Consider the following 26,006-nt stretch of genomic DNA (forward strand, 5'->3'; position numbering starts at 1 on the left):
CACACAACGCGCTCAAAATCATTGATCCAGAGCAGTTTCTCGATCAGGAAAAGAAGGTAAAACGACCTCGCTCGCTACTTGCAGTAGCGCGCATATAAGACAACTTCCCGGCCCCCTACCCGTTAAACTGTTTAAAAACCACCTCAAACAATATTGATTATCATTTAGCCGCAACTATGTTCGTTACATTCTCTACAAAACATAATTGATGAAATGCCGGCTAATGCCCGAACCGCATGGGCTGCGGGGCTTTGGAGGTGCGCTATGTCCTTATTCCTGTAAATAATTTCGCTATAGGAATTTTACTTGCACGGTGTTGTGCCATAAAATCAGCGGGATTGATTGCTGCGACATATCGTCACTGCTTTGTTTCTTTTCAAGCTCAGAGACCTTTGCTCTCTGTTAAGGATTACCAGCATGCCCGAAGCGACAGGACTCATGGCCCACAACTGGGGCTTTGCCATTTTCCTTCTGGGCGTCGTCGGCCTTTGTGCCTTCATGCTCGGTGTCTCCAGCCTCCTCGGGTCAAAAGCCTGGGGCCGCAGCAAAAACGAACCGTTCGAGTCCGGCATGCTACCTACAGGTGGCGCCCGCTTACGGCTCTCAGCCAAATTCTATCTGGTCGCGATGCTCTTCGTGATCTTCGATATCGAAGCCCTCTTTCTCTTTGCCTGGTCTGTGTCCGTCCGCGAAAGCGGCTGGACCGGATTCGTCGAAGCTCTCGTTTTCATAGCAATTCTGTTGGCAGGTCTTGTCTACCTGTTCCGAGTGGGCGCCCTTGACTGGGCTCCGGAAGCTCGTCGCAAGCGGCAGGCGAAGCTGAAACAATGAGGCTTTGGCAATGCAATACAATCTCACCAGGATCGACCCCGATGCTCCTAACGAGCAGTATCCGATTGGCGAACGGGAAACCGTTTCCGATCCGTTAGAAGATCAAGTCCACAAAAACATCTTCATGGGCAAGCTCGAAGACGTGCTTAACGGCACGATCAACTGGGGGCGCAAGAACTCCCTGTGGCCGTACAACTTCGGTCTTTCGTGCTGCTACGTGGAAATGACCACCGCCTTCACGGCGCCCCACGACATCGCGCGCTTTGGCGCCGAGGTTATCCGGGCATCGCCGCGTCAGGCGGATTTCATGGTTATCGCCGGTACCTGCTTCATCAAGATGGCGCCGATCATCCAGCGTCTCTACGAGCAAATGCTCGAACCTAAATGGGTTATCTCCATGGGTTCGTGCGCCAACTCCGGTGGCATGTACGACATCTACTCCGTCGTTCAAGGGGTGGACAAGTTCCTGCCCGTGGACGTCTACGTGCCTGGCTGCCCGCCCCGTCCTGAAGCTTTTCTGCAAGGCTTGATGCTCTTGCAGGAGTCGATTGGACAGGAGCGTCGTCCGCTTTCCTGGGTCGTCGGCGATCAAGGCGTGTACCGCGCCGAGATGCCTTCGCAAAAGGAACAGCGCCGCGAACAGCGAATCGCAGTCACCAACCTGCGCAGCCCCGACGAAGTCTGATCCAGACCTGCTTCTTTTATAGAACGAGAAACTGGCTTCATTCTTTACGTTGACCGAAAGCGATAAATAACCATGACTACAGGCAGTGCTCTGTACATCCCGCCTTATAAGGCAGACGACCAGGATGTGGTCGTCGAACTGAACAACCGTTTTGGCCCCGAGGCGTTCACCGCCCAGCCTACCCGCACCGGCATGCCGGTGCTTTGGGTTGCCCGTGCCAAACTCGTCGAAGTCCTGACCTTCCTGCGTAACCTGCCCAAGCCGTACGTCATGCTCTATGACCTGCACGGCGTGGACGAGCGTCTGCGCACCAAGCGTCAAGGGCTGCCAAGCGGCGCCGACTTCACTGTGTTCTATCACTTGATGTCGATCGAACGTAATAGTGACGTAATGATCAAGGTCGCCTTGTCCGAGAGCGACCTCAGCGTGCCGACCGTGACCGGCATCTGGCCGAACGCCAACTGGTACGAGCGTGAAGTGTGGGACATGTACGGCATCAACTTTGCCGGTCACCCGCACCTGACCCGCATCATGATGCCGCCGACCTGGGAAGGTCACCCGCTGCGCAAGGACTTCCCGGCCCGTGCCACCGAGTTCGACCCGTTCAGCCTGACCCTGGCCAAGCAACAGCTTGAGGAAGAGGCCGCGCGCTTCAAGCCTGAAGACTGGGGCATGAAGCGTTCCGGTGCGAACGAGGACTACATGTTCCTCAACCTCGGTCCTAACCACCCTTCCGCGCACGGTGCATTCCGCATCATTCTGCAGCTGGACGGTGAAGAGATCGTCGACTGCGTGCCGGACGTCGGTTACCACCACCGTGGTGCCGAGAAGATGGCCGAGCGTCAGTCCTGGCACAGTTTCATTCCGTACACCGACCGTATCGACTACCTCGGCGGCGTGATGAACAACCTGCCGTACGTGCTCTCGGTCGAGAAGCTGGCCGGCATCAAGGTCCCTGAGAAGGTCGACGTCATCCGCATCATGATGGCCGAGTTCTTCCGGATCACCAGCCACCTGCTGTTCCTGGGGACTTACATCCAGGACGTCGGCGCCATGACTCCGGTGTTCTTCACGTTCACCGACCGTCAGAAGGCGTACACGGTGATCGAAGCCATTACCGGCTTCCGCCTGCACCCGGCCTGGTACCGCATCGGTGGCGTCGCTCACGACCTGCCGCGCGGCTGGGAAAAACTGGTGAAAGACTTCATCGACTGGATGCCAAAGCGTCTGGACGAATACCAGAAAGCCGCACTGGACAACAGCATCCTGCGTGGCCGGACCATCGGCGTCGCCGCCTACAACACCAAAGAAGCCCTGGAATGGGGCGTCACTGGTTCCGGCCTGCGTTCGACCGGTTGCGATTTCGACCTGCGTAAAGCTCGCCCGTACTCCGGTTACGAGAACTTCGAATTCGAAGTGCCGCTGGCGGCCAATGGCGATGCCTACGACCGTTGCATCGTGCGTGTCGAAGAAATGCGCCAGAGCCTGAAGATCATCGAGCAGTGCATGCGCAACATGCCGGAAGGCCCGTACAAGGCGGATCACCCGCTGACCACGCCGCCACCGAAAGAGCGCACCCTGCAGCACATCGAGACCCTGATCACGCACTTCCTGCAAGTTTCGTGGGGCCCGGTCATGCCGGCCAACGAATCCTTCCAGATGATCGAAGCGACCAAGGGCATCAACAGTTATTACCTGACGAGCGATGGCGGCACCATGAGCTACCGCACCCGGATTCGCACCCCAAGCTTCCCGCACCTGCAGCAGATCCCTTCGGTGATCAAAGGCAGCATGGTCGCGGACTTGATCGCGTACCTGGGTAGTATCGATTTCGTTATGGCCGACGTGGACCGCTAAGCATGAACAGCACGCTTATCCAGACAGACCGTTTCGCCCTGAGCGAAACCGAGCGCTCGGCCATCGAGCACGAGCTGCATCACTACGAAGACCCGCGCGCGGCGTCGATCGAAGCCCTGAAGATCGTCCAGAAGGAACGTGGCTGGGTGCCTGATGGCGCGCTCTACGCCATCGGCGAGATCCTCGGCATTCCGGCCAGCGACGTTGAAGGGGTAGCGACGTTCTATAGCCAGATCTTCCGTCAGCCGGTCGGCCGTCACATCATTCGCGTCTGCGACAGCATGGTCTGCTACATCGGCGGCCATGAATCCGTGGTCAGCGAAATCCAGAGCAATCTGGGCATCGGCCTGGGTCAGACCACCGCCGACGGTCGTTTCACCCTGCTGCCGGTCTGCTGCCTCGGCAACTGCGACAAGGCGCCGGCGTTGATGATCGACGACGACACTTTCGGTGATGTGCAGCCTGCCGGCGTTGCCAAATTGCTCGAGGGCTACGTATGACCCTGACTTCCTTCGGTCCTGCCAACCGCATCAAGCGGTCGGCCGAGACTCATCCGCTGACCTGGCGCCTGCGTGACGACGGCGAGGCTGTGTGGCTCGACGAGTACCAGGCCAAGAACGGTTACGCCGCCGCGCGCAAGGCCTTCGCCGACATGGCTCAGGACGACATCGTCCAGACCGTGAAAGACTCCGGCCTTAAAGGTCGCGGCGGTGCAGGCTTCCCCACGGGTGTCAAGTGGGGCCTGATGCCCAAAGACGAATCCATCAACATCCGCTACCTGCTGTGCAACGCGGACGAGATGGAGCCGAACACCTGGAAAGACCGCATGCTGATGGAGCAACTGCCCCATCTGCTGATCGAAGGCATGCTGATCAGTGCTCGCGCGCTGAAAACCTACCGTGGCTACATCTTCCTGCGTGGCGAATACACCACCGCCGCCAAGCACCTGAACCGTGCCGTGGAAGAAGCCAAGGCAGCCGGCCTGCTGGGTAAAAACATTCTGGGCAGCGGCTTCGATTTCGAGCTGTTCGTCCACACCGGCGCCGGGCGTTACATCTGCGGTGAAGAAACCGCACTGATCAACTCCCTCGAAGGTCGCCGCGCCAACCCGCGCTCCAAGCCGCCCTTCCCTGCCGCCGTTGGCGTATGGGGCAAGCCGACTTGCGTGAACAACGTTGAAACCCTGTGCAACGTGCCGGCGATCATTGCCGACGGCGTGGACTGGTACAAATCGTTGGCCCGCGAAGGCAGCGAAGACATGGGCACCAAGCTCATGGGCTTCTCCGGCAAGGTCAAGAATCCGGGCCTGTGGGAATTGCCGTTCGGCGTTACCGGTCGCGAATTGTTCGAAGACTACGCCGGCGGCATGCGCGACGGTTACAAGCTCAAGTGCTGGCAGCCTGGCGGCGCCGGTACCGGTTTTCTGTTGCCGGAACACCTGGACGCACAAATGTACGCCGGCGGCATCGCCAAAGTGGGCACCCGTATGGGTACCGGCCTGGCCATGGCGGTGGACGACAGCGTCAACATGGTTTCCCTGCTGCGCAACATGGAAGAGTTCTTCTCCCGCGAATCCTGCGGCTTCTGCACCCCGTGCCGTGACGGTTTGCCGTGGAGCGTCAAGCTTCTGCGCGCCATCGAGGACGGTGAAGGGCAAGCCGGCGATATCGAGACCCTGCTGGGTCTGGTCGGCTTCCTCGGCCCAGGCAAGACCTTCTGTGCTCACGCACCGGGCGCCGTGGAGCCGTTGGGCAGCGCAATCAAATACTTCCGCCATGAGTTCGAAGCCGGCATCGCGCCTACCAGCGCTGTCGTCCCGCCTCTGGCAAGGCCGATCGTAGTCGGCGCGTAAACGCTTAAAGAAGCGAAGGGTCCGTGCCCTTCGCTTTGTCGTGTGATGACGCCGTAAACGGCTGTGTTGATTCACGCGAATAACAAGATTCCATTAGCCACGCCCGCTGACACCGGGCCAACGAAGAACTTTGAACCATGGCCACTATCCACGTAGACGGCAAAGAGCTCGAAGTCGATGGGGCAGACAACCTGTTACAGGCATGTCTGTCGCTAGGCCTCGATATCCCTTATTTCTGCTGGCACCCAGCCCTAGGCAGCGTTGGCGCTTGCCGCCAGTGCGCGGTCAAGCAGTACACCGACGAAAACGACAAGCGTGGTCGGATCGTCATGTCGTGCATGACGCCAGCTACCGACGGCAGCTGGATCTCCATCGACGACGAAGAAGCGAAAGTGTTTCGCGCCAGCGTCGTCGAATGGCTGATGACCAACCACCCTCACGACTGCCCGGTCTGTGAAGAAGGCGGTCACTGCCACCTGCAAGACATGACGGTGATGACCGGCCACAACGAGCGCCGTTATCGCTTCACCAAGCGGACCCACCAGAACCAGGATCTCGGCCCGTTCATCGGTCACGAAATGAACCGCTGCATCGCCTGCTACCGCTGCGTGCGCTTCTATAAGGACTACGCCGGCGGCACCGATCTCGGTGTGTTCGGCGCCCACGACAACGTGTACTTCGGTCGCGTTGAAGACGGCACCCTGGAAAGCGAGTTCTCCGGCAACCTCACCGAGGTTTGCCCGACCGGTGTGTTCACCGACAAGACTCACTCCGAGCGCTACAACCGCAAGTGGGACATGCAGTTCTCTCCGAGCATCTGCCATGGCTGCTCCAGCGGTTGCAACATCTCCCCGGGCGAGCGCTACGGTGAACTGCGTCGTATCGAAAACCGTTTCAACGGTTCGGTAAACCAGTACTTCCTGTGCGACCGTGGCCGTTTCGGCTATGGCTACGTCAACCGCGAAGACCGCCCGCGTCAGCCAAAGCTGGCCAACGGCGCCAAGCTGACCCTCGACGAAGCGCTGGATAAAGCGGCTGACCTGCTGCGCGGTCGCAACATCGTCGGTATCGGTTCGCCGCGTGCCAGCCTCGAAAGCAACTACGCGTTGCGCGAACTGGTCGGCGCCGAGCACTTCTACTCCGGGATCGAAGCCGCTGAGCTGGAACGCATTCGTCTGGTCATGCAGGTGCTCAAAGACAGCCCGCTGCCGATCCCGAACATGCGCGACATCGAAGACCACGATGCGATCTTCGTCCTCGGCGAAGACCTGACCCAGACCGCTGCCCGTATGGCGTTGTCCCTGCGTCAATCGGTCAAGGGCAAGGCCGAAGACATGGCCGATGCCATGCGCGTTCAGCCTTGGCTCGACGCTGCGGTGAAGAACATCGGTCAGCACGAAATGAACCCGCTGTTCATCGCCAGCCTGGCTGAAACCAAGCTCGATGACATCGCTGAAGAATGCGTACACGCCGCGCCAGACGACCTGGCCCGCATCGGTTTCGCCGTGGCTCACGCCCTCGACGCCAGCGCACCTGCCGTTGAAGGCCTGGACGCTGAAGCTCTTGAGCTGGCCAAGCGCATTGCCGACGCCCTGCTCGCCGCCAAGCGTCCACTGATCATTGCCGGCACCTCGCTGGGTTCCAAGGCGCTGATCGAAGCCGCGGCAAACATCGCCAAAGCCCTGAAGCTGCGCGAGAAGAACGGTTCCATCAGCCTGATCGTGCCAGAGGCCAACAGCCTCGGCCTGGCCATGCTCGGTGGCGACTCGGTCGATGCCGCGCTGCAAGCCGTGATCGATGGCAAGGCCGACGCCATCGTCGTGCTGGAAAACGATCTGTACACCCGCACCGACAAAGCCAAGGTCGATGCTGCCCTGAACGCCGCGAAAGTGGTGATCGTGGCGGACCATCAGAAAACCGCCACCAGCGATCGCGCGCACCTGGTTCTGCCAGCCGCCAGCTTCGCGGAAGGCGACGGTACGCTGGTCAGCCAGGAAGGTCGCGCCCAGCGCTTCTTCCAGGTCTTCGACCCGACTTACCTGGATGCGAGCATCATGGTTCACGAAGGCTGGCGCTGGCTGCATGCTCTGCGTTCGACCCTGCTGAACCAGCCAATCGACTGGACCCAACTGGACCACGTCACTGCTGCCTGTGCCGCAAGCACTCCGCAACTGGCCGGCATCGTCAGCGCTGCACCGTCCGCTGCGTTCCGTATCAAAGGCCTGAAACTGGCTCGCGAACCGCTGCGTTACTCCGGTCGTACCGCCATGCGCGCCGACATCAGCGTGCACGAACCGCGTACTTCCCAGGACAACGACACCGCGTTCTCGTTCTCCATGGAAGGTTACTCGGGCTCGGTCGAACCGCGTCAGCAAGTGCCATTCGCCTGGTCTCCGGGCTGGAACTCGCCGCAAGCCTGGAACAAGTTCCAGGACGAAGTCGGTGGACACATCCGCGCTGGCGACCCGGGCACCCGCCTGATCGAAAGCACCGGTGATTCGCTGAACTGGTTCGCTGCTGTTCCACGTGCGTTCAACCCGGCTCCGGGCACCTGGCAGGTTGTGCCGTTCTTCCACCTGTTCGGCAGCGAAGAGAACTCTTCCAAAGCCGCACCGGTTCAGGAGCGCATCCCGGCCGCTTACGTGTCGCTGGCCAAATCCGAAGCCGACCGTCTGGGGGTCAATGACGGTGCCCTGCTGAGCTTGAGCGTGGCCGGCCAGACCCTGCGTCTGCCGCTACGCATCAACGAAGAGCTGGGTGCCGGTCTGGTCGCATTGCCGGCCGGTATCGCCGGCATTCCGCCAGCGATCTTTGGCAAATCCGTTGACGGTCTGCAGGAGGCAGCTCAATGATCTGGTTCACGCCTGAAGTGATTGACGTGATCATCGCGGTCCTCAAGGCCATCGTGATTCTGCTCGCCGTTGTAGTGTGCGGCGCGCTGCTGAGCTGGGTCGAGCGTCGTCTGCTCGCCCTCTGGCAAGACCGTTACGGTCCGAACCGCGTCGGTCCGTTCGGCGCGTTCCAGATTGCGGCCGACATGATCAAGATGTTCTTCAAGGAAGACTGGACCCCGCCGTTCGCCGACAAGGTGATCTTCACCTTGGCACCGGTCGTGGCCATGAGCGCCTTGCTGATTGCCTTCGCGATCATCCCGATCACCCCGACCTGGGGTGTGGCGGACATCAACATCGGCATCCTGTTCTTCTTCGCCATGGCCGGTCTGTCGGTCTACGCGGTGCTGTTCGCCGGCTGGTCGAGTAACAACAAGTTCGCCCTGTTGGGCAGCTTGCGGGCCTCGGCACAAACCGTGTCGTACGAAGTGTTCATGGGCCTGTCGCTGATGGGCATCGTGATCCAGGTTGGCTCGTTCAACATGCGCGACATCGTTGAATACCAGGCGCAGAACCTGTGGTTCGTCATTCCGCAGATCTTCGGTTTCCTGACCTTCTTCATTGCCGGCGTCGCCGTGACTCACCGTCACCCGTTCGACCAGCCAGAAGCGGAGCAGGAACTGGCCGACGGTTACCACATTGAATACGCCGGCATGAAATGGGGCATGTTCTTCGTCGGTGAGTACATCGGCATCGTATTGATTTCGGCGCTGCTGGTGACCCTGTTCTTCGGTGGCTGGCACGGTCCGTTCGGCATTCTGCCGCAGATCCCGTTCATCTGGTTCGCACTGAAAACCGCGTTCTTCATCATGTTCTTCATCCTGCTGCGCGCCTCGATTCCGCGCCCACGGTATGACCAAGTGATGGATTTCAGCTGGAAGTTCTGCCTGCCGCTGACCCTCGTCAACATGCTGGTGACCGCTGCGATCGTGTTGCTCAACACGCCCGCCGTCGCGGCTCAGTGAGGATAGAGAATCATGAAGTACATATTTGACATCGTGCATGGCTTCTTCACCCAGCTTCGCAGCCTGGTGATGATCTTCGGCCACGCCTTCCGCAAGCGCGACACGTTGCAGTACCCGGAAGAAGCCGTGTACCTGCCGCCGCGCTTCCGTGGCCGTATCGTGCTGACCCGCGACCCCGACGGCGAAGAGCGTTGTGTAGCCTGCAACCTGTGCGCCGTGGCATGCCCGGTCGGTTGCATCTCGCTGCAGAAAGCTGAAACCGATGACGGTCGCTGGTACCCGGAGTTTTTCCGTATCAACTTCTCGCGCTGCATTTTCTGCGGCCTCTGCGAGGAAGCCTGCCCGACCACCGCGATCCAGCTGACACCGGATTTCGAGATGGCCGAGTTCAAACGTCAGGACCTGGTGTACGAGAAAGAAGATCTGCTGATCTCCGGCCCCGGCAAAAACCCTGATTACAACTTCTATCGTGTTGCAGGTATGGCGATTGCCGGTAAGCCGAAAGGCGCCGCGCAGAATGAAGCCGAACCGATCAACGTGAAGAGCTTGCTGCCTTAAGGAAGAAAGATGGAATTCGCTTTCTATTTCGCATCGGGTATCGCTGTTGTGTCCACGCTTCGCGTGATCACCAACACCAACCCTGTGCACGCCCTGCTCTACCTGATCATTTCGCTGCTTGCCGTGGCGATGACCTTTTTCACCCTCGGCGCACCGTTTGCCGGTGTGCTGGAAGTGATCGCCTACGCTGGCGCCATCATGGTGCTGTTCGTGTTCGTGGTGATGATGCTGAACCTGGGGCCCGCCTCGGTTCAGCAAGAGCGCGTCTGGCTCAAACCCGGCATCTGGCTCGGCCCGGTCGCGCTCGGCACCCTGCTGCTGGTTGAACTGCTGTACGTACTGTTCAGCCATGACAGCGGTCAGGCCATCGGCCACACCACCGTAGACGCCAAGGCCGTGGGCATCAGCCTGTTCGGTCCTTACCTGCTGGTGGTCGAACTCGCCTCGATGTTGCTGCTCGCCGCAGCTGTCACGGCGTTCCACTTGGGCCGCAACGAAGCCAAGGAGCAATGACGATGCCTGCTATCCCTATGGAGCATGGTCTGGCGGTCGCCGGCATCCTGTTCTGCCTCGGTCTGGTCGGCCTGATGGTCCGCCGCAACATTCTCTTCGTGCTGATGAGCCTGGAGGTCATGATGAATGCCTCCGCACTGGCCTTCATCGTTGCCGGTAGCCGCTGGGCGCAGCCGGATGGACAGATCATGTTCATCCTGGTGATCAGCCTGGCAGCCGCCGAGGCCAGTATTGGCCTGGCGATTCTGTTGCAGTTGTATCGCCGCTTCCACACTCTCGATATCGACGCTGCCAGCGAGATGCGCGGATGAATCTTCTCTATCTGACTTTCGTATTCCCTCTCATAGGTTTCCTGCTGCTGGCGTTCTCACGCGGCCGTTTTTCGGAAAACCTGTCGGCGCTGATCGGCGTCGGTTCCATTGGCCTGTCGGCCATCGTGTCGGCTTATGTGATCTGGCAGTTCAACGTTGCGCCGCCTGAAGGCGGTCACTACACGCAAGTGTTGTGGCAGTGGATGGCGGTGGAAGGCTTTACGCCTAACTTCGCGCTGTACCTGGATGGTCTGTCCCTGACCATGCTCGGTGTGGTGGTCGGCGTCGGCTTCCTGATCCACCTGTTCGCGTCCTGGTACATGCGCGGTGAAGCCGGTTACTCGCGCTTCTTCGCCTACACCAACCTGTTTATTGCCAGCATGTTGTTCCTGGTGCTGGGCGATAACCTGTTGTTCCTGTACTTCGGTTGGGAAGGTGTGGGCCTGTGCTCGTACCTGTTGATCGGTTTCTACTACAGCAACCGCAACAACGGTAACGCGGCACTCAAAGCCTTCATCGTCACCCGGATCGGCGACGTGTTCATGGCGATCGGCCTGTTCATCCTGTTCGCGCAACTGGGCACGCTGAACATCCAGGAACTGCTGGTGCTGGCGCCACAGAAATTCCAGGCCGGCGACTTCTGGATGGTCATGGCGACCCTGATGCTGCTGGGCGGCGCTGTCGGTAAATCTGCGCAACTGCCGCTGCAAACCTGGCTGGCGGACGCGATGGCCGGTCCTACTCCGGTTTCGGCACTGATCCACGCCGCAACCATGGTGACCGCCGGTGTCTACCTGATCGCCCGTACTCACGGTCTGTTCAGCCTGGCGCCGGATATCCTGCACCTGGTCGGCGTTGTCGGCGGTGTGACCCTGGTGCTGGCAGGTTTTGCCGCACTGGTTCAGACCGACATCAAACGTATCCTCGCCTACTCGACCATGAGCCAGATCGGCTACATGTTCCTGGCCCTGGGCGTTGGTGCCTGGGATGGTGCGATCTTCCACCTGATGACCCACGCCTTCTTCAAGGCGCTGCTGTTCCTTGCGTCCGGTGCGGTGATCGTTGCCTGCCACCACGAGCAGAACATCTTCAAGATGGGCGGCCTGTGGAAGAAACTGCCACTGGCCTACGCCAGCTTCATCGTCGGCGGCGCAGCGCTGTCTGCCCTGCCGCTGGTCACCGCAGGCTTCTACTCCAAGGACGAAATCCTCTGGGAAGCGTTCGCCAGCGGCAATCACGGTCTGCTTTACGCAGGTCTGGTCGGTGCGTTCATGACGTCGCTGTACACCTTCCGCCTGATCTTCATCACGTTCCACGGTGAAGCGAAGACCGAAGCGCACGCCGGTCACGGCATCGCTCACTGGCTGCCACTGTCGGTGCTGATCGTATTGTCTACCGCCATTGGCGCGATGATCGTTCCGCCACTGCACGGCGTGCTGCCGGAAAGCGTCGGCCATGCTGGCGGCGAAGCCAAGCACAGTCTGGAAATCGCCTCGGGTGCCATCGCCCTGGCCGGTATCCTGCTGGCCGCGCTGCTGTTCCTCGGCAAGCGTCGTTTCGTCACTGCAATCGCCAACAGCGGCATTGGCCGCTTCCTTTCGGCCTGGTGGTTCGCTGCCTGGGGCTTCGACTGGATCTACGACAAACTGTTCGTCAAGCCATACCTTGCGATCAGCCACGCACTGCGCAGAGACCCGCTCGACCAGACCATCGGTCTGATCCCGCGTATGGCCAAAGGCGGTCACACCGCCCTGAGCCGTACCGAAACCGGTCAACTGCGTTGGTACGCGGCATCGATGGCAGCCGGCTCCGTGCTGGTCATCGGCGCCATCGTGCTGGTAGCGGTCTGATATGAACCTTGCGAACTTGCGAAAGGAATTGAGCCCGTCATGATTCTGCCTTGGCTAATCCTGATCCCCTTCATCGGCGGCCTGCTGTGCTGGATGGGTGAGCGCTTCGGCGCTACCCTCCCCCGCTGGATTGCGCTGTTGACCATGACCCTGGAACTCGCGCTCGGCCTCTGGCTGTGGGCCCACGGTAATTATTCATTTGCCCCGGCACCTGGCGCCGATCCGACCTGGGTGCTTGAGTTCAAGCACATCTGGATCGAGCGCTTTGGCATCAGCGTGCACCTGGCCCTCGACGGCCTGTCGCTGTTGATGATCCTGTTGACCGGTCTGCTGGGTATCCTCTCAGTACTCTGCTCGTGGAAAGAGATCCAGCGTCACGTTGGCTTCTTCCACCTGAACCTGATGTGGATCCTGGGCGGTGTCGTCGGCGTGTTCCTCGCCCTCGACCTGTTCATGTTCTTCTTCTTCTGGGAAATGATGCTGGTGCCGATGTACTTCCTCATCGCGCTCTGGGGTCACAGTTCTTCGGACGGCAAGAAAACCCGGATCTACGCGGCGACCAAGTTCTTCATCTTCACTCAGGCTTCCGGCCTGATCATGTTGGTGGCGATCCTGGGTCTGGTACTGGTCAACTTCAACGACACTGGCGTGATTACCTTCAACTACGCCGATCTGTTGAAAACCAAGATGTCGCTGACCACCGAGTACATTTTGATGCTCGGTTTCTTCATCGCCTTCGCGGTGAAGCTGCCAGTGGTGCCGTTCCACTCCTGGCTGCCTGATGCTCACGCCCAGGCGCCGACAGCGGGCTCGGTCGACCTGGCCGGTATCTTGTTGAAGACGGCGGCTTACGGTCTGCTGCGTTTCGCCCTGCCGCTGTTCCCGAATGCCTCGGCCGAGTTCGCGCCGATCGCCATGACCCTGGGTCTGATCGGGATCTTCTACGGTGCGTTCCTGGCCTTCGCCCAGACCGACATCAAGCGTCTGATCGCCTACTCCTCCGTTTCCCACATGGGCTTCGTGTTGATCGGCATCTACTCCGGCAGCCAACTGGCGCTGCAGGGCGCGGTCATGCAGATGCTGGCGCACGGTCTGTCGGCGGCGGCACTCTTTATCCTCAGTGGTCAGCTGTACGAGCGCACTCACACCCGTGACATGCGTGAGATGGGCGGCCTGTGGTCGAAAATCGCTTACCTGCCGGCCGTCAGCCTGTTCTTCGCCGCCGCGTCCCTGGGTTTGCCGGCTACCGGTAACTTTGTGGGTGAGTTCCTGATCCTGATCGGCACGTTCCCGAGCGCTCCATTGATCACTATCCTCGCGACGTCCGGTCTGGTGTTCGGTTCGGTCTACTCGCTGATCATGATCCACCGTGCCTACTTCGGCCCGTCCAAATCGGATGCGGTGCTGCATGGCATGGATGGTCGCGAACTGATCATGGTGGTCGGTCTGGCTGCGTTGCTGATTTTCATCGGCGTGTACCCGCAACCGTTCCTCGATACCTCTGCTGCGACGATGCATGGCGTGCAGCAATGGCTCGGCACCGCCTTCACTCAACTCGCTTCGGCCCGGTAAGAGCGCTATGGAATTCACGACTCAACACTTTATTGCGCTTGCGCCGTTGTTGATCACCAGCGCCACGATCATCGTGGTGATGCTGGCGATCGCCTGGCGCCGCAACCACTCGCAGACCTTCCTGATTTCCGTGGCGGGTCTGAACCTGGCGTTGCTGTCGATCCTGCCAGCCCTGAAAGTCGCGCCTCTGGCCGTGACTCCACTGCTGCAAATCGACACCTTCGCTTGCTTGTACATGGCGCTGATCCTGGTCGCCACCCTCGCTTGTGTCACCCTCGCCCACGCCTACCTCGGCGATGGCGGTTCGGGTTACCCGGGCAACCGTGAAGAACTTTACCTGCTGATCCTGATGGCCGCCGCTGGTGGCCTGGTACTGGTCAGCGCGCAGCACCTGGCCGGGTTGTTCATCGGTCTGGAACTGCTCTCGGTACCGGTCTACGGTCTGGTGGCGTATGCCTTCTTCAACAAGCGTTCGCTGGAAGCCGGTATCAAGTACATGGTGCTGTCGGCCGCCGGTTCCGCGTTCCTGTTGTTCGGCATGGCCCTGCTCTACGCCGACTCCGGCAGCCTGAGCTTCGTCGGTATCGGCCAGGCCCTGGCGGCCACTGGCCTGCCAAGTTCGCTGGCGCAACTGGGCCTGGGCATGATGCTGATCGGTCTGGCGTTCAAGCTGTCGCTGGTACCGTTCCACCTCTGGACTCCGGACGTTTACGAAGGTGCTCCGGCACCGGTGGCGGCGTTCCTGGCCACCGCTTCGAAAGTCGCTGTGTTCGCAGTGATGGTGCGTCTGTTCCAGATCTCGCCAGCGGCGAGCAGCGGTGTACTGAGCGACGTGCTGACCATCATCGCCATCGCGTCGATCCTGTTCGGTAACCTGCTGGCACTGACCCAAAGCAACCTCAAGCGTCTGCTGGGTTACTCGTCCATCGCTCACTTCGGTTACCTGCTGATCGCCCTGGTGGCGAGCAAGGGTCTGGCCGTGGAAGCCATCGGCGTGTACCTGGTCACCTACGTGATCACCAGCCTCGGCGCGTTCGGCGTGATCACGCTGATGTCCTCGCCGTACAACGGCCGTGACGCGGATGCCCTGTACGAATACCGCGGCCTGTTCTGGCGCCGTCCGTACCTGACCGCCGTACTGACCGTGATGATGCTGTCCCTCGCCGGCATCCCGCTGACCGCGGGCTTCATCGGCAAGTTCTACATCATCGCTACCGGTGTCGAGTCGCACCAATGGTGGCTGGTCGGTTCCCTGGTACTGGGCAGCGCCATCGGCGTCTTCTACTACCTGCGCGTCATGGTCACCCTGTACCTGATCGAACCGAACCTGCGTCGTCACGATGCGCAACTGCACTGGGAACAACGTGCAGGCGGCGTGATGCTGCTGGCGATCGCTGCACTGGCGTTCTTCCTCGGGCTGTATCCGCAGCCGTTGCTGGTGCTGGTTCAGCAAGCGGGGTTGGCGGGTTGATCGCTTAAGCGACACTCGGTAGAAAACAGAAACGGCGCCTTCGGGTGCCGTTTTTTGTTTTGGGGGATTCAAGATCAAAAGATCGCAGCCTGCGGCAGCTCCTACATTGGGAGGGCGTACACCCTGTAGGAGCTGCCGCAGGCTGCGATCTTTTGATCTTCAATGCCCTCTCCTTTCTAGGAATTTGCCTGCAAAGCGGTGAGCAATGGCTGACATTTCGCAGAAGGCATTTGCCGCTAAATTTGAAGATCACCTATCGAGTGGAGATCCAAGAACCATGAAGCGGACTATTTTTTCAGAGTTGATGGATGGCCTCGATGCGTTAGCCAAAGAACGCCAAGGCAAAATCAACTTGAAAAAAACGCGTGTTAAACGGATCGGCGCCATGAAGGGCAAACTCGTATTTCCAAATGACATCGATACCTCTCTGTCAGACAGCCAGCTAGATACCTACGAAAGGTAGAAGCCACATCTGCGCACATGGATCTATCAGACCCACCCTGACCAATGTGGGAGCGAGCCTGCTCGCGATGGCGTCGGCATGTTCAACATCGTCATTGCCTGACATTCCGCTATCGCGAGCAGGCTCACTCCTACAGGTTGTGTGCCGTTCGCTAATTCTGTGGCCACCCCGGATCACTGTGGGAGCGTGGCTTGCCCGCGAAGGCGTCAGGTCAGTCGATACCTTGTTGACTGACACACTGCCATCGCGAGCAGGCTCACTCCCACAGGCGTTGTGCCAGTCACCCATGCGGTGAACCCCGCCGATCATTGTGGGAGTGAGCCTGCTCGCGATGGCCATGGATCAGGCGCCAAAGAAAACGGCACCTCTCGGTGCCGTTCGCCTTCCGCGGTTCAGCCTTTACTTACGCGCATCCGCCCAGGACTTCAGCAGTTCGTTGTAGCTCACGGTCTCGCCCTTCGGCTTCTCGTTGGCCAGTTTCGGTTTCGGCGCGCCAGGTTGGTCGAACCAGTATTGCGCGTCGCGTTCCGGGTTCATTTTCGGCGCACAGGTGGCCTGAGCCTTGGAGCGTTCCAGGCGGCTCATGATTGCGTCCTGATCCTTGGCCAGGCCATCAAGCGCCTGTTGCGGGGTTTTATCGCCACTGGCGGCTTCGGCGATGTGGCTCCACCACAGTTGTGCCAGACGCGGATAGTCCGGCACGTTGGTCCCGGTCGGGGTCCATTGCACGCGGGCAGGGCTGCGGTAGAACTCCACCAGACCACCGAGTTTCGGTGCCAGGTCGGTCATGGCTTGCGAGTTGATGTCCGACTCGCGGATCGGTGTCAGACCGACGATGGTTTTCTTCAGCGATACCGTTTTCGAAGTCACGAACTGCGCGTAGAGCCAGGCCGCCAGTTTTTGTTTCTCAGGCGTGGACTTCATGAACGTCCAGGAACCCACGTCCTGATACCCAAGCTTCATGCCCTCTTCCCAATATGGCCCGCGCGGCGATGGAGCCATGCGCCATTTCGGCGTGCCATCGGCATTCACCACTGGCAGACCCGGCTTGGTCATGTCGGCGGTGAACGCGGTGTACCAGAAGATCTGCTGGGCGATGTTGCCCTGCGACGGTACCGGACCGGATTCGGAGAAGGTCATGCCTGCCGCTTCCGGTGGCGCGTACTTCTTCAGCCAGTCGACGTATTTGGTGGTGGCAAACACCGCTGCCGGGCCGTTGGTATCGCCGCCGCGAGTCACGCTGGAACCGACCGGGTGGCAGTCTTCGACACGAATGCCCCACTCGTCCACCGGCAAACCGTTGGGCAAGCCCTTGTCGCCGCCACCGGCCATTGAGAACCAGGCATCGGTGAAGCGCCAGCCCAGGGACGGATCTTTCTTGCCATAGTCCATGTGCCCGAAGACCCGCTTGCCGTCGATTTCCTTGACGTCTTCGCTGAAGAATTTGGCGATGTCTTCATAGGCCGACCAGTTCACTGGCACGCCCAATTCGTAGCCATATTTTTCCTTGAACTTGGCTTTCAGGTCCGCGCGTTCGAACCAGTCGGCGCGGAACCAGTACAGGTTGGCGAACTGCTGGTCAGGCAGCTGATAGATCTTGCCGTCCGGAGCCGTGGTGAAGGAAATGCCGATGAAGTCCTTGATGTCCAGCGTTGGCGAGGTATACGCCTTGCCTTCGTTGGCCATCAGGTCGGTGATCGATTCGGTCTTGCCGTAGCGAAAGTGCGTACCGATCAGGTCCGAGTCGTTGACCCAGCCGTCATAGATGCTCTTGTCCGACTGCATCACGGTCTGCAGCTTTTCCACCACGTCGCCTTCTTGCAGCAGGTCGTGGGTCACCTTGATCCCGGTGATCTCGGTAAAGGCCTTGGCCAGCACCTTGGACTCGTATTCGTGAGTGGTCAGGGTTTCGGAGACGACTTTGATGTCCATCCCGCGAAACGGCTCGGCCGCCTTGATGAACCACTTCAATTCCGCGAGCTGCTGGTCGGCCGTCAGGGTGGACGGTTTGAACTCGGCGCCAATCCATTTCTTCGCAGCGTCTTCATAGGCATCGGCCCAGGCTGCAGCGCTCAGCCCGCTGAGTGCCAGCATGGCTGCCAATGAAACGCTATGTCGCAGCTTATTGTTTTTGTCGAACATAGAGACCTCCTTTTAGGGTTTCGGAGCAACTTTGCCGAGCGATTCGACTAGCCCCAACGCATCACAGCCAACAGCCACACCAGGGACAACGCGAACGCCACCCAGATGCTCCAGTCGGTGACGCCGATTACCAGCAAATGCAGGTAGGCGCTGCCGAGAAGACCGATAAACAACCGATCGCCACGGGTGGTGGCAATCGGCAACAAACCACGCCGAAGAATGCTCGGCGAACGCAGTTCCCAGGTCGTCATGCCCACCAGGATCAAGGCAATGACGCTGAAGAATGCCGCCGTAGGGCCGGTCCAACTCATCCATTCCATCATCAGCTCCTCAGACCCGGCCCAGGGCAAAGCCCTTGGCCACGTGATTGCGAACAAACCAGATCACCAGCATGCCTGGCAGGATAGTCAACACCCCCGCCGCCGCCAGCACGCCCCAGTCGATACCGGACGCGGAGACCGTGCGCGTCATCACCGCCGCAATCGGTTTGGCGTTGACCGACGTCAGCGTTCGCGCCAGTAGCAGCTCGACCCAGGAAAACATGAAGCAGAAAAATGCCGTCACACCGATCCCGGAGCCAATCAGCGGAACGAAAATCTTCACGAAGAACTTGGGAAAACTGTAGCCGTCGATGTAGGCGGTTTCGTCGATTTCCTTCGGCACGCCGGACATAAAGCCCTCAAGAATCCACACCGCCAGCGGCACGTTAAACAGACAGTGGGCCAGGGCCACCGCGATGTGGGTGTCGAACAAACCGATCGAGGAATACAACTGGAAGAACGGCAGCAAAAACACCGCTGGCGGCGCCATGCGATTGGTCAGGAGCCAGAAGAACAGGTGCTTGTCACCAAGGAACCGATAGCGCGAGAACGCATACGCGGCCGGCAATGCCACGCTCAGCGAAATCACCGTGTTCAGGCTCACGTAGTACAGCGAGTTCAGATAACCGGTGTACCAACTCGGGTCGGTGAAGATCACCTTGTAGTTGGCGAAAGTGAAATCCTGCGGAAACAGCGTCAGGCCGCTGAGGATTTCGGTGTTGCTCTTGAAGGACATGTTCAGCAGCCAGTAGATCGGCACCAGCAGGAACAGGATGTAGATCAGCAGTGGAATCAGCTTTCTCTTGCTCATGGCGGGCCTCAGCGGTTGGCGTCAGAGTGAGTCATGGCGGTGTAGAACAACCAGGACACCAACAGAATGATCAGGAAGTACACCAGCGAGAAAGCCGCCGCCGGGCCGAGGTCGAATTGCCCTACGGCCATCTGGGTCAGGGTCTGACTCAAGAAAGTCGTGGCATTCCCCGGACCGCCACCGGTCAGCACAAACGGCTCGGTGTAGATCATGAAACTGTCCATGAACCGCAGCATCACCGCGATCAGCAATACGCTCTTGAGCTTGGGCAGCTGGATGTGTCGGAAAACCGCCCAGGCCGATGCCCGATCAATCCGCGCCGCCTGGTAATACACGTCCGGAATCGCCCGCAGCCCCGAGAAACACAACAGCGCCACCAACGACGTCCAGTGCCAGACGTCCATCACCAGCACCGTGACCCAGGCGTCCATGGTGTTGGCCGCATAGTTGTAGTTCAGACCCATGGCCTTGAGGCTGGCGCCGAGCAGACCAATGTCCGCCCGACCGAAGATCTGCCAGATCGTCCCCACCACGTTCCACGGAATCAGCAACGGAATCGCCAGGATGATCAGCACCAGCGACGACCAGCGACCCTTGGTCGGCATGGTCAGGGCGATGGCGATGCCCAGCGGGATTTCGATCAGCAGCACACAGCCGGAGTAAATGAACTGGCGCAGCAACGAGTCATGCAGGCGCGGATCGAGCAGCACTTGCCTGTACCAGTCGGCGCCGACAAAGTAGCGGCTGGACTGGTCGAAAATGTCCTGCACCGAGTAGTTGACCACGGTCATCATCGGGACCACCGCACTGAACGCCACCAGCAAAAACACCGGCAACACCAGCCACCAGGCCTTGTTGTTCTGCACCTTGTTCATGGCTACGTCTCCAAGAGATATTCGTCGGCATACACCATCAACCATTGAGCCGGGAAGCTGATGTAGGCGGTTCCCTCAGGCACTGGCTTGTCTTCGGCCAGGCGCACTTTCAAAGGGGTGCCGTCGAGGTTCAGGGTCATGATCTTGTAGGTGCCGAGGTCTTCGACGTGTACGACCTGTGCCTGCATCGCCTCATCAAACGGCTCGTCCCACACATGCACGAACTCCGGACGGATGCCGACCTTCAAGGTTTTCCACTCGGACTCGGCGATGCGTTTCTGCTGAGCATCGGAAAGCGGCAAATGAGTCGAGGCGAAACCGACACCGCCGGGCTGCGGCTGTACCTCGATCAGATTCATCCCCGGACTGCCGATGAAATAGCCGACAAAGGTGTGGCTCGGTCGCTCGAACAGTTCTCGCGGCGTGCCGAATTGCACAATCTGTCCGCCATACATCACGGCGATCTTGTCGGCGAAGGTCGAGGCTTCGAGCTGATCGTGGGTGACGTAGACCATGGTGATGTTGAACTGCTCGTGGATCTGCTTGAGCTTGCGCCGCAGCTTCCACTTCAGGTGCGGGTCGATCACGGTCAGCGGCTCATCGAACAGGATCGCCGACACGTCATCGCGCACCAGCCCACGGCCCATGGAAACTTTCTGCTTTTCATCGGCGGTGAGGTTGCGCGCCTTCTTGCTCAGCAGCGCCTGGAGGTCGAGGACTTCGGCGATTTCCTGCACCTTGCTGTGAATTTTCGCCTCGGCCATGCCCTGATTACGCAGCGGGAAGGCCAGGTTGTCGAACACCGTCATGGTGTCGTAGACCACCGGAAACTGGAAAACCTGGGCGATATTGCGCTTCTCGGGGGTCAGGTCGTTGACCACTTTGCTGTCGAACAGTACCTGACCCTGAGACGGACTGAGCAATCCGGAAATGATGTTGAGCAAGGTCGACTTGCCGCAGCCCGAAGGCCCGAGCAGCGCGTAAGCACCGCCCTGCTCCCAGACGTGGTCCATCTCGCGAATCGCATAATCCTCGGGGCCGGTCGGCGTGCGGGTGTAACTGTGGGCAAGGTGCTGCAAACGGATTTCGGCCATCAGGCAACCCTCGCGATACGGCGACCGGGCGCCTGGACCAACCGCCCCTGCGTATCGAAGACAAACAGTTTATGGGTCGGGATATAGATGCGAATCGGCGCATCGACGTCGTATTCGTGAACGCCGGGCAAGTGCAGCACCAACAGGAAATGTTCGTTGCGCACGTGCAGGAAGGTTTCCGACCCGCTGATCTCGGCCACCTCGACGGTGACTGCCAGTTCCAGGTCATCATCGTTGCTCGGCACCAGCGAAATATGGCTGGGCCGTACGCCAAAGCGGAATTCGCCCTCGCCCACCGGCCGCAGATCGACGTTGAGCGGGAAGTGCACGAAATTGGCGAAGCTGACTTCGTTGCCGGCGATACGCCCCGGCATCAGGTTGATCGGCGGCTCGGAGAACAGCTCCGCCGCCAGCACGGATTGCGGCTGGTGATACACCTCGGAAGACTTGCCGCTCTGAATCACCCGGCCTTCATGAAGAATGGTGGTGGTGCCGCCCAGCGCCAGGGCTTCGTTGGGTTCGGTGGTGGCGTAGATGGCGATGGTGTGGCGAGCCTTGAACAGTTCGCGCATTTCCTGACGCAGTTCTTCGCGCAGTTTGTAGTCGAGGTTCACCAGCGGCTCGTCGAACAGAATCAGCTCGGCATCCTTGACCAGCGCCCGGGCCATCGCCGTGCGCTGTTGCTGACCGCCGGAGAGTTCGAGGGGGTGGCGCTGGAGGAATTTCTCGATGCGCAACATCTTCGCGGTTTCCAGCACCTTGCTCTGGATCAGCTCATTGGACACGCCGCCCTGGCGCAATGGCGAGGCGATGTTCTCGAACACCGTCATGGTCGGGTAGTTGATGAACTGCTGATAGACCATCGACACATTGCGCAAACGCACCGGGCGCTGGGTGACGTCGACGCCGTTCATCAGGATCCGACCGCTGTCGGGCTTGTCCAGACCGGCCATCAGGCGCATGAGACTGGTTTTGCCGGACAGCGTGCGCCCGAGCAAAACGTTGAAAGATCCGGCTTCGAAATTAAGGCACGCATCGTCGATCCAGGTCTGGCCCTCGACGGTACGGCTGACGTGCTCCAGGGTTAATGACATGGCTCGGCCTTTTTATTATTGGAGTCAAGCGACCGGAGCTACAGAGCGACATTCGTGCCAGAAACTGCAAACCGTTGATCCGGCTTGAGAATCCTGCAAATGGAAGAAAAACCGCGTTCGTTGCTGAACAGAAATGAACAACCGTGGCTGAACAATTGAACAATTCGGCGGTTGACAATGAACAATAGTGAACAACACTCTACGGATGCTTTTGCTGCGGAAAATTCTGAATTGCGCACGCCCTTGTAGCAGCTGCCGAAGGCTGCGTTCGGCGACGCAGTCGTCGTGAAATCAGGCGTCGCGGTGTATCAGGATTACCGCGTCTACAGGTTTTACGACGACTGCGTCGCCGAACGCAGGCTTCGCCAGCTGCTACAGGTTCGCGTTACTCATAACAAAAATAATAATGCTCAGAGATCGACTGCCATGGCCGCACCCGCCTTGCCGCTCTCCCACGACGCCATCATCCAGGACTCCTGGTCCCGTTGCCGCGCGTTCGGCCTCAATCATCAGAGCGCACCGGCGTTCGATCAGTTGCCGGCCGAGGGCATTGCGCAATTGCTGGAGAGCCAGCACTCACTGGTGCAAACCACTCACCAGGAAGTCTTGCCGTATTACGAGAACATCCTCAGCAACTCCAACTGCCTGATCATGCTCGCCGACAATCAGGGCCAGGTGCTGACGTCCTGGGGCACCCAGCGTTTTATCGAGCCGAACCTGACCCGCGGTTTCAACGCCGGTGCCAGCTGGATGGAACGCTGCAGCGGCACCAATGCGATCGGCACCGCCCTGGCCTGCGAACAGGCGGTGCACATCGAGCACGATGAACATTTCCTCAAGGCCAACCGCTTCATGACCGGTTCCGCCGCACCGATTTTCGATGCCGAACGCAAGGTCATCGCGGTGCTGGATGTGTCCAGCGACAGCTACCTGCCGCCGTCCCACACCCTCGGCATGGTCAAGATGATGAGTCAGACCGTGGAAAACCGGCTGATCCTCAACCTGTTCCATGGACAGCATTTCCAGCTGACCTTCAATACCGGGCTGAACAACCTCGACAGTCAATGGGCCGGGTTGCTGATCTTTGACGAGACCGGGCAGGTGCTGTCCGCCAATCGCCGGGCCGACAACCTGCTGGGCATCAGCCTGTCGCGGGTCAGCGTGGAAAGTTTGTTCAAGGTTTCATTGCTGGAGCTGCTGAATCAACCCGATGGTTTGCCGTTTGCCCTGCAAGCCTCCGGGCGCAACCGCTTCCAGTGCCTGTTGAAGCGGCCGAAACAGGCGCCGATTCGGGCGCGACTGTTTTCTGAAACCAAGGGTGCTGAGCCGAGTGCTGCGACAACGCCAGCCGCAATCAGCCTGAACACCCTGCACTTCGGCGACAGCCGCGTGGAAAAAGCCGTGCGTCAGGCCGAGCGGTTGCTGGAAAAAGACATTCCGTTGTTGATCCACGGCGAAACCGGGGTCGGCAAGGAAGTCTTCGTCAAAGCCCTGCACCAGGCCAGCTCCCGGAGCAAACAACCGTTCATCGCCGTCAACTGCGCGGCGATCCCCGCCGAACTGGTGGAATCCGAGCTGTTTGGCTACGAGAAAGGCGCGTTTACCGGCGCCAACCAGAAAGGCAGCATCGGGCTGATCCGCAAGGCCGATAAAGGCACCCTCTTTCTCGATGAAATCGGCGACATGCCGCTGCCAACCCAGGCCCGTTTGTTGCGGGTGTTGCAGGAACGCTGCGTGCAACCGGTGGGCAGCAGCGAGTTGTTCCCGGTGGACATCCGCATTATTTCGGCGACCAACCGCTCGTTGCGCGAACAGGTTCAGTTGGGGCGGTTTCGTGAGGATTTGTATTACCGGATTGGTGGTTTGACCCTGGAACTGCCGCCGTTAAGAGAACGCAGTGATAAAGAGGCCTTGTTCAAACGTCTGTGGGAACAGCACCGGGAGCCCTCGCAATGGGCCGGGCTGAGCCGTGAGGTGATGGAGTTGTTCAGCCGTCATCCGTGGCCGGGGAATTTGCGTCAGGTCAGCAGCGTGATGCAGGTCGCGCTGGCCATGGCCGAGGAACAACCGGTGCGGCCGGAGCATTTGCCCGATGACTTTTTTGTTGATTTGGAGATGGAGCCGGTGGATTTACCGGAGCCGTTGGCGGTGGATTTGAATGATGCCGAGGATTTGAATCGGCAGTTGCAGGCGGCTGGGGGGAATATTTCGCATCTCGCCCGCAGGCTCGGGGTGAGCCGCAATACCCTATATAAGCGATTGCGCCAGTTGGAAGGTTAAAAGCGAAGATCAAAAGATCGCAGCCTTCGGCAGCTCCTACACAGGTCCGCGTCCAACCGCATCATTGTGGGCAAACGAAATCCTGTAGGAGCTGCCGAAGGCTGCGATCTTTTGATCTTCAACCAAACAAACAAAAACCCGCACAAGGCGGGTTTTGTTTGTAGCGAACGCAGCAATCAGTCAGCCAAACGCCAGGTCGTTCCACCCTTCCCGTCTTCCAGCACCACGCCCATGGCGGTGAGCTGGTCGCGGATGCGGTCGGATTCGGCCCAGTCTTTATTAGCACGAGCCGTCAAACGAGCCTGGATCAGTGCATCGACTTCAGCCGCATCGACCCGCCCTTCGGCACCGGCCTGCAGGAAGTCATCCGCCTCAAGCTGCAACACACCGAGCACGCTGGCCAATTCTTTCAAACGAGCCGCCAGGCCCGCCGCCGCATCAAGATCGCTCTCACGCAGACGGTTGATCTCGCGAACCATCTCGAACAGCACCGCGCAGGCTTCCGGCGTGCCGAAGTCGTCGTTCATCACCTGGGTGAAACGCTCGACGAAGGCTTCGCCGCCAGCAGGCGCAACGTTCGGCAGGCCTTTCAACGCATGGTAGAAACGCTCGAGTGCGCCCTTGGCGTCCTTGAGGTTGTCTTCCGAGTAGTTGATCGCGCTGCGGTAGTGGCTCGACACCAGCAGGTAACGCACGACTTCCGGGTGGTACTTTTCCAGCACGTCGCGAATGGTGAAGAAGTTGTTCAAGGACTTGGACATCTTCTCGCCATTGATGCGAATCATGCCGCAATGCATCCACGCGTTGGCGTAGGTCTTGCCGGTGGCCGCTTCACTCTGGGCGATTTCGTTTTCGTGGTGCGGGAACTCGAGGTCGCTGCCGCCGCCATGAATGTCGAAGGTCTCGCCCAGGCAGCAGGTCGACATCACCGAGCACTCGATGTGCCAGCCCGGACGACCGTCGCCCCAAGGCGATGGCCAGCTCGGCTCGCCCGGTTTGGCGCCCTTCCACAACACGAAGTCCAACGGGTCTTGCTTGGACTCGTCGACTTCGATCCGCGCACCGATGCGCAGGTCTTCGATTTTCTTGCGCGACAGCTTGCCGTAGCCCATGAACTTGGCGACGCGGTAATAAACGTCGCCATTGCCCGGGGCGTAGGCGTAACCCTTGTCGATCAGGGTCTGGATCATGGTCTGCATGCCAGCGATATGATCGGTGGCCCGTGGTTCCATGTCCGGCTTGAGGATATTGAGGCGCGCCTCATCCTCATGCATCGCGGTGATCATGCGCTCGGTCAGCACGTCGAACGGCTCGCCGTTCTCCTTGGCCCGATTGATGATCTTGTCTTCAATGTCGGTGATGTTGCGCACATACGTCAGGTTATAACCGCTAAACCGCAACCAGCGGGTCACCAGGTCGAACGCGACCATGCTGCGGCCGTGGCCAATGTGGCAGTAGTCGTACACGGTCATCCCGCAGACGTACATGCGCACATTGTTGCCATCCAGCGGCTTGAAGACTTCTTTGCTCTTGGTGAGCGTGTTGTAGATCGTAAGCACTTTAGGTTCCTT

The 26,006-nt window shown here is 59.6% G+C and carries 21 protein-coding genes and 1 pseudogene; 15 read left to right on the forward strand and 7 right to left on the reverse strand.

Annotated features, from left to right (window positions below; all coding sequences use genetic code 11):
* Positions 1-417 precede the first annotated feature (417 nt).
* The 14 genes and pseudogenes from EAH74_RS17375 to EAH74_RS33685 form a co-directional block, all read left to right on the forward strand.
* The gene (locus EAH74_RS17375; protein ID WP_003223812.1) at positions 418-831 is read left to right on the forward strand and encodes an NADH-quinone oxidoreductase subunit A; all 414 of its coding nucleotides are present in this window, start codon (positions 418-420) and stop codon (positions 829-831) included.
* 10 nt (positions 832-841) lie between these two features.
* On the forward strand, positions 842-1,516 hold the full coding sequence (locus tag EAH74_RS17380) for a NuoB/complex I 20 kDa subunit family protein (protein WP_008146035.1): 675 nt from the start codon (positions 842-844) through the stop codon (positions 1,514-1,516).
* A 72-nt stretch (positions 1,517-1,588) separates the two neighbouring features.
* Positions 1,589-3,373: an NADH-quinone oxidoreductase subunit C/D gene (gene nuoC / locus EAH74_RS17385; RefSeq protein ID WP_074878214.1), complete on the forward strand. Its 1,785-nt coding sequence runs from the start codon at positions 1,589-1,591 to the stop codon at positions 3,371-3,373.
* A gap of 2 nt (positions 3,374-3,375) precedes the next feature.
* On the forward strand, positions 3,376-3,873 hold the full coding sequence (gene nuoE / locus EAH74_RS17390; RefSeq protein WP_008146039.1) for an NADH-quinone oxidoreductase subunit NuoE: 498 nt from the start codon (positions 3,376-3,378) through the stop codon (positions 3,871-3,873).
* Positions 3,870-5,225: an NADH-quinone oxidoreductase subunit NuoF gene (nuoF, locus tag EAH74_RS17395; protein WP_123366298.1), complete on the forward strand. Its 1,356-nt coding sequence runs from the start codon at positions 3,870-3,872 to the stop codon at positions 5,223-5,225. The genes nuoE and nuoF overlap by 4 nt, the downstream gene beginning before the upstream one ends.
* Before the next feature lie 137 nt (positions 5,226-5,362).
* Complete coding sequence (nuoG, locus tag EAH74_RS17400; protein WP_140680041.1) at positions 5,363-8,077, forward strand: NADH-quinone oxidoreductase subunit NuoG; 2,715 nt, start codon at positions 5,363-5,365, stop codon at positions 8,075-8,077.
* Complete coding sequence (nuoH, locus tag EAH74_RS17405; RefSeq protein ID WP_140680043.1) at positions 8,074-9,081, forward strand: NADH-quinone oxidoreductase subunit NuoH; 1,008 nt, start codon at positions 8,074-8,076, stop codon at positions 9,079-9,081. Before nuoG ends, nuoH begins: the two co-directional genes overlap by 4 nt.
* 12 nt (positions 9,082-9,093) lie before the next feature.
* Positions 9,094-9,639, forward strand: a complete 546-nt coding sequence (gene nuoI / locus EAH74_RS17410) for an NADH-quinone oxidoreductase subunit NuoI (protein ID WP_019648466.1) — start codon at positions 9,094-9,096, stop codon at positions 9,637-9,639.
* 9 nt (positions 9,640-9,648) lie between these two features.
* A complete protein-coding gene (gene nuoJ, locus EAH74_RS17415; protein ID WP_140680045.1) occupies positions 9,649-10,152 on the forward strand; it encodes an NADH-quinone oxidoreductase subunit J in 504 nt (167 codons plus the stop codon).
* 2 nt (positions 10,153-10,154) lie between these two features.
* Positions 10,155-10,463: an NADH-quinone oxidoreductase subunit NuoK gene (gene nuoK / locus EAH74_RS17420; protein ID WP_007946416.1), complete on the forward strand. Its 309-nt coding sequence runs from the start codon at positions 10,155-10,157 to the stop codon at positions 10,461-10,463.
* On the forward strand, positions 10,460-12,313 hold the full coding sequence (gene nuoL / locus EAH74_RS17425) for an NADH-quinone oxidoreductase subunit L (protein ID WP_140680046.1): 1,854 nt from the start codon (positions 10,460-10,462) through the stop codon (positions 12,311-12,313). The genes nuoK and nuoL overlap by 4 nt, the downstream gene beginning before the upstream one ends.
* Positions 12,314-12,352: 39 nt before the next feature.
* On the forward strand, positions 12,353-13,885 hold the full coding sequence (nuoM, locus tag EAH74_RS17430; protein ID WP_140680048.1) for an NADH-quinone oxidoreductase subunit M: 1,533 nt from the start codon (positions 12,353-12,355) through the stop codon (positions 13,883-13,885).
* Between the two features lie 7 nt (positions 13,886-13,892).
* Complete coding sequence (gene nuoN / locus EAH74_RS17435) at positions 13,893-15,356, forward strand: NADH-quinone oxidoreductase subunit NuoN (protein ID WP_033057078.1); 1,464 nt, start codon at positions 13,893-13,895, stop codon at positions 15,354-15,356.
* Positions 15,357-15,633: 277 nt separating this feature from the next.
* Positions 15,634-15,726, forward strand: a pseudogene (locus EAH74_RS33685) (transcriptional regulator); the annotation flags it as partial.
* Between the two features lie 492 nt (positions 15,727-16,218).
* Here the strand turns inward: EAH74_RS33685 and EAH74_RS17445 are convergent.
* Genes EAH74_RS17445 through EAH74_RS17470 form a run of 6 tightly spaced genes read right to left on the reverse strand, consistent with a single transcriptional unit; the run spans position 16,219 to position 22,155 of the window.
* The gene (locus EAH74_RS17445; protein WP_140680050.1) at positions 16,219-17,961 is read right to left on the reverse strand and encodes an extracellular solute-binding protein; all 1,743 of its coding nucleotides are present in this window, start codon (positions 17,959-17,961) and stop codon (positions 16,219-16,221) included.
* 47 nt (positions 17,962-18,008) lie between these two features.
* Positions 18,009-18,281 (reverse strand): DUF2160 domain-containing protein, encoded by a 273-nt coding sequence (locus EAH74_RS17450; protein WP_008146061.1) that lies wholly within the window; start codon positions 18,279-18,281, stop codon positions 18,009-18,011.
* Positions 18,282-18,291: 10 nt separating this feature from the next.
* Complete coding sequence (locus EAH74_RS17455) at positions 18,292-19,092, reverse strand: carbohydrate ABC transporter permease (protein WP_046047472.1); 801 nt, start codon at positions 19,090-19,092, stop codon at positions 18,292-18,294.
* An 8-nt stretch (positions 19,093-19,100) separates the two neighbouring features.
* Positions 19,101-19,967 (reverse strand): carbohydrate ABC transporter permease, encoded by an 867-nt coding sequence (locus EAH74_RS17460; protein WP_123366279.1) that lies wholly within the window; start codon positions 19,965-19,967, stop codon positions 19,101-19,103.
* A 2-nt stretch (positions 19,968-19,969) separates the two neighbouring features.
* Entirely contained in the window at positions 19,970-21,061 is a 1,092-nt protein-coding gene (locus EAH74_RS17465) for an ABC transporter ATP-binding protein (protein ID WP_140680052.1), read from the reverse strand.
* Positions 21,061-22,155 (reverse strand): ABC transporter ATP-binding protein, encoded by a 1,095-nt coding sequence (locus EAH74_RS17470; protein ID WP_140680054.1) that lies wholly within the window; start codon positions 22,153-22,155, stop codon positions 21,061-21,063. The genes EAH74_RS17465 and EAH74_RS17470 overlap by 1 nt, the downstream gene beginning before the upstream one ends.
* Before the next feature lie 426 nt (positions 22,156-22,581).
* On the opposite strand from EAH74_RS17470, the gene EAH74_RS17475 reads away from it, so the two are divergent.
* On the forward strand, positions 22,582-24,435 hold the full coding sequence (locus EAH74_RS17475) for a sigma-54-dependent Fis family transcriptional regulator (RefSeq protein ID WP_140680056.1): 1,854 nt from the start codon (positions 22,582-22,584) through the stop codon (positions 24,433-24,435).
* Between the two features lie 176 nt (positions 24,436-24,611).
* Here the strand turns inward: EAH74_RS17475 and cysS are convergent, their stop codons facing one another.
* Positions 24,612-25,994 (reverse strand): cysteine--tRNA ligase, encoded by a 1,383-nt coding sequence (cysS, locus tag EAH74_RS17480; protein ID WP_140680058.1) that lies wholly within the window; start codon positions 25,992-25,994, stop codon positions 24,612-24,614.
* Positions 25,995-26,006 lie beyond the last annotated feature (12 nt).

Source organism: Pseudomonas mandelii, assembly GCF_006438925.1.
GTDB classification, from domain to species: Bacteria; Pseudomonadota; Gammaproteobacteria; order Pseudomonadales; family Pseudomonadaceae; genus Aquipseudomonas; species Aquipseudomonas mandelii_C.

What these genes read in the sequence shown, in the direction of transcription:
- EAH74_RS17375 (WP_003223812.1), top strand. Translation starts at nt 418, where the DNA reads ATGCCCGAAGCGACAGGACTCATGGCCCACAACTGGGGCTTTGCCATT.
- EAH74_RS17380 (WP_008146035.1), top strand. Translation starts at nt 842, where the DNA reads ATGCAATACAATCTCACCAGGATCGACCCCGATGCTCCTAACGAGCAG.
- nuoC (WP_074878214.1), top strand. Translation starts at nt 1,589, where the DNA reads ATGACTACAGGCAGTGCTCTGTACATCCCGCCTTATAAGGCAGACGAC.
- nuoE (WP_008146039.1), top strand. Translation starts at nt 3,376, where the DNA reads ATGAACAGCACGCTTATCCAGACAGACCGTTTCGCCCTGAGCGAAACC.
- nuoF (WP_123366298.1), top strand. Translation starts at nt 3,870, where the DNA reads ATGACCCTGACTTCCTTCGGTCCTGCCAACCGCATCAAGCGGTCGGCC.
- nuoG (WP_140680041.1), top strand. Translation starts at nt 5,363, where the DNA reads ATGGCCACTATCCACGTAGACGGCAAAGAGCTCGAAGTCGATGGGGCA.
- nuoH (WP_140680043.1), top strand. Translation starts at nt 8,074, where the DNA reads ATGATCTGGTTCACGCCTGAAGTGATTGACGTGATCATCGCGGTCCTC.
- nuoI (WP_019648466.1), top strand. Translation starts at nt 9,094, where the DNA reads ATGAAGTACATATTTGACATCGTGCATGGCTTCTTCACCCAGCTTCGC.
- nuoJ (WP_140680045.1), top strand. Translation starts at nt 9,649, where the DNA reads ATGGAATTCGCTTTCTATTTCGCATCGGGTATCGCTGTTGTGTCCACG.
- nuoK (WP_007946416.1), top strand. Translation starts at nt 10,155, where the DNA reads ATGCCTGCTATCCCTATGGAGCATGGTCTGGCGGTCGCCGGCATCCTG.
- nuoL (WP_140680046.1), top strand. Translation starts at nt 10,460, where the DNA reads ATGAATCTTCTCTATCTGACTTTCGTATTCCCTCTCATAGGTTTCCTG.
- nuoM (WP_140680048.1), top strand. Translation starts at nt 12,353, where the DNA reads ATGATTCTGCCTTGGCTAATCCTGATCCCCTTCATCGGCGGCCTGCTG.
- nuoN (WP_033057078.1), top strand. Translation starts at nt 13,893, where the DNA reads ATGGAATTCACGACTCAACACTTTATTGCGCTTGCGCCGTTGTTGATC.
- EAH74_RS17445 (WP_140680050.1), bottom strand. Translation starts at nt 17,961, where the DNA reads ATGTTCGACAAAAACAATAAGCTGCGACATAGCGTTTCATTGGCAGCC.
- EAH74_RS17450 (WP_008146061.1), bottom strand. Translation starts at nt 18,281, where the DNA reads ATGGAATGGATGAGTTGGACCGGCCCTACGGCGGCATTCTTCAGCGTC.
- EAH74_RS17455 (WP_046047472.1), bottom strand. Translation starts at nt 19,092, where the DNA reads ATGAGCAAGAGAAAGCTGATTCCACTGCTGATCTACATCCTGTTCCTG.
- EAH74_RS17460 (WP_123366279.1), bottom strand. Translation starts at nt 19,967, where the DNA reads ATGAACAAGGTGCAGAACAACAAGGCCTGGTGGCTGGTGTTGCCGGTG.
- EAH74_RS17465 (WP_140680052.1), bottom strand. Translation starts at nt 21,061, where the DNA reads ATGGCCGAAATCCGTTTGCAGCACCTTGCCCACAGTTACACCCGCACG.
- EAH74_RS17470 (WP_140680054.1), bottom strand. Translation starts at nt 22,155, where the DNA reads ATGTCATTAACCCTGGAGCACGTCAGCCGTACCGTCGAGGGCCAGACC.
- EAH74_RS17475 (WP_140680056.1), top strand. Translation starts at nt 22,582, where the DNA reads ATGGCCGCACCCGCCTTGCCGCTCTCCCACGACGCCATCATCCAGGAC.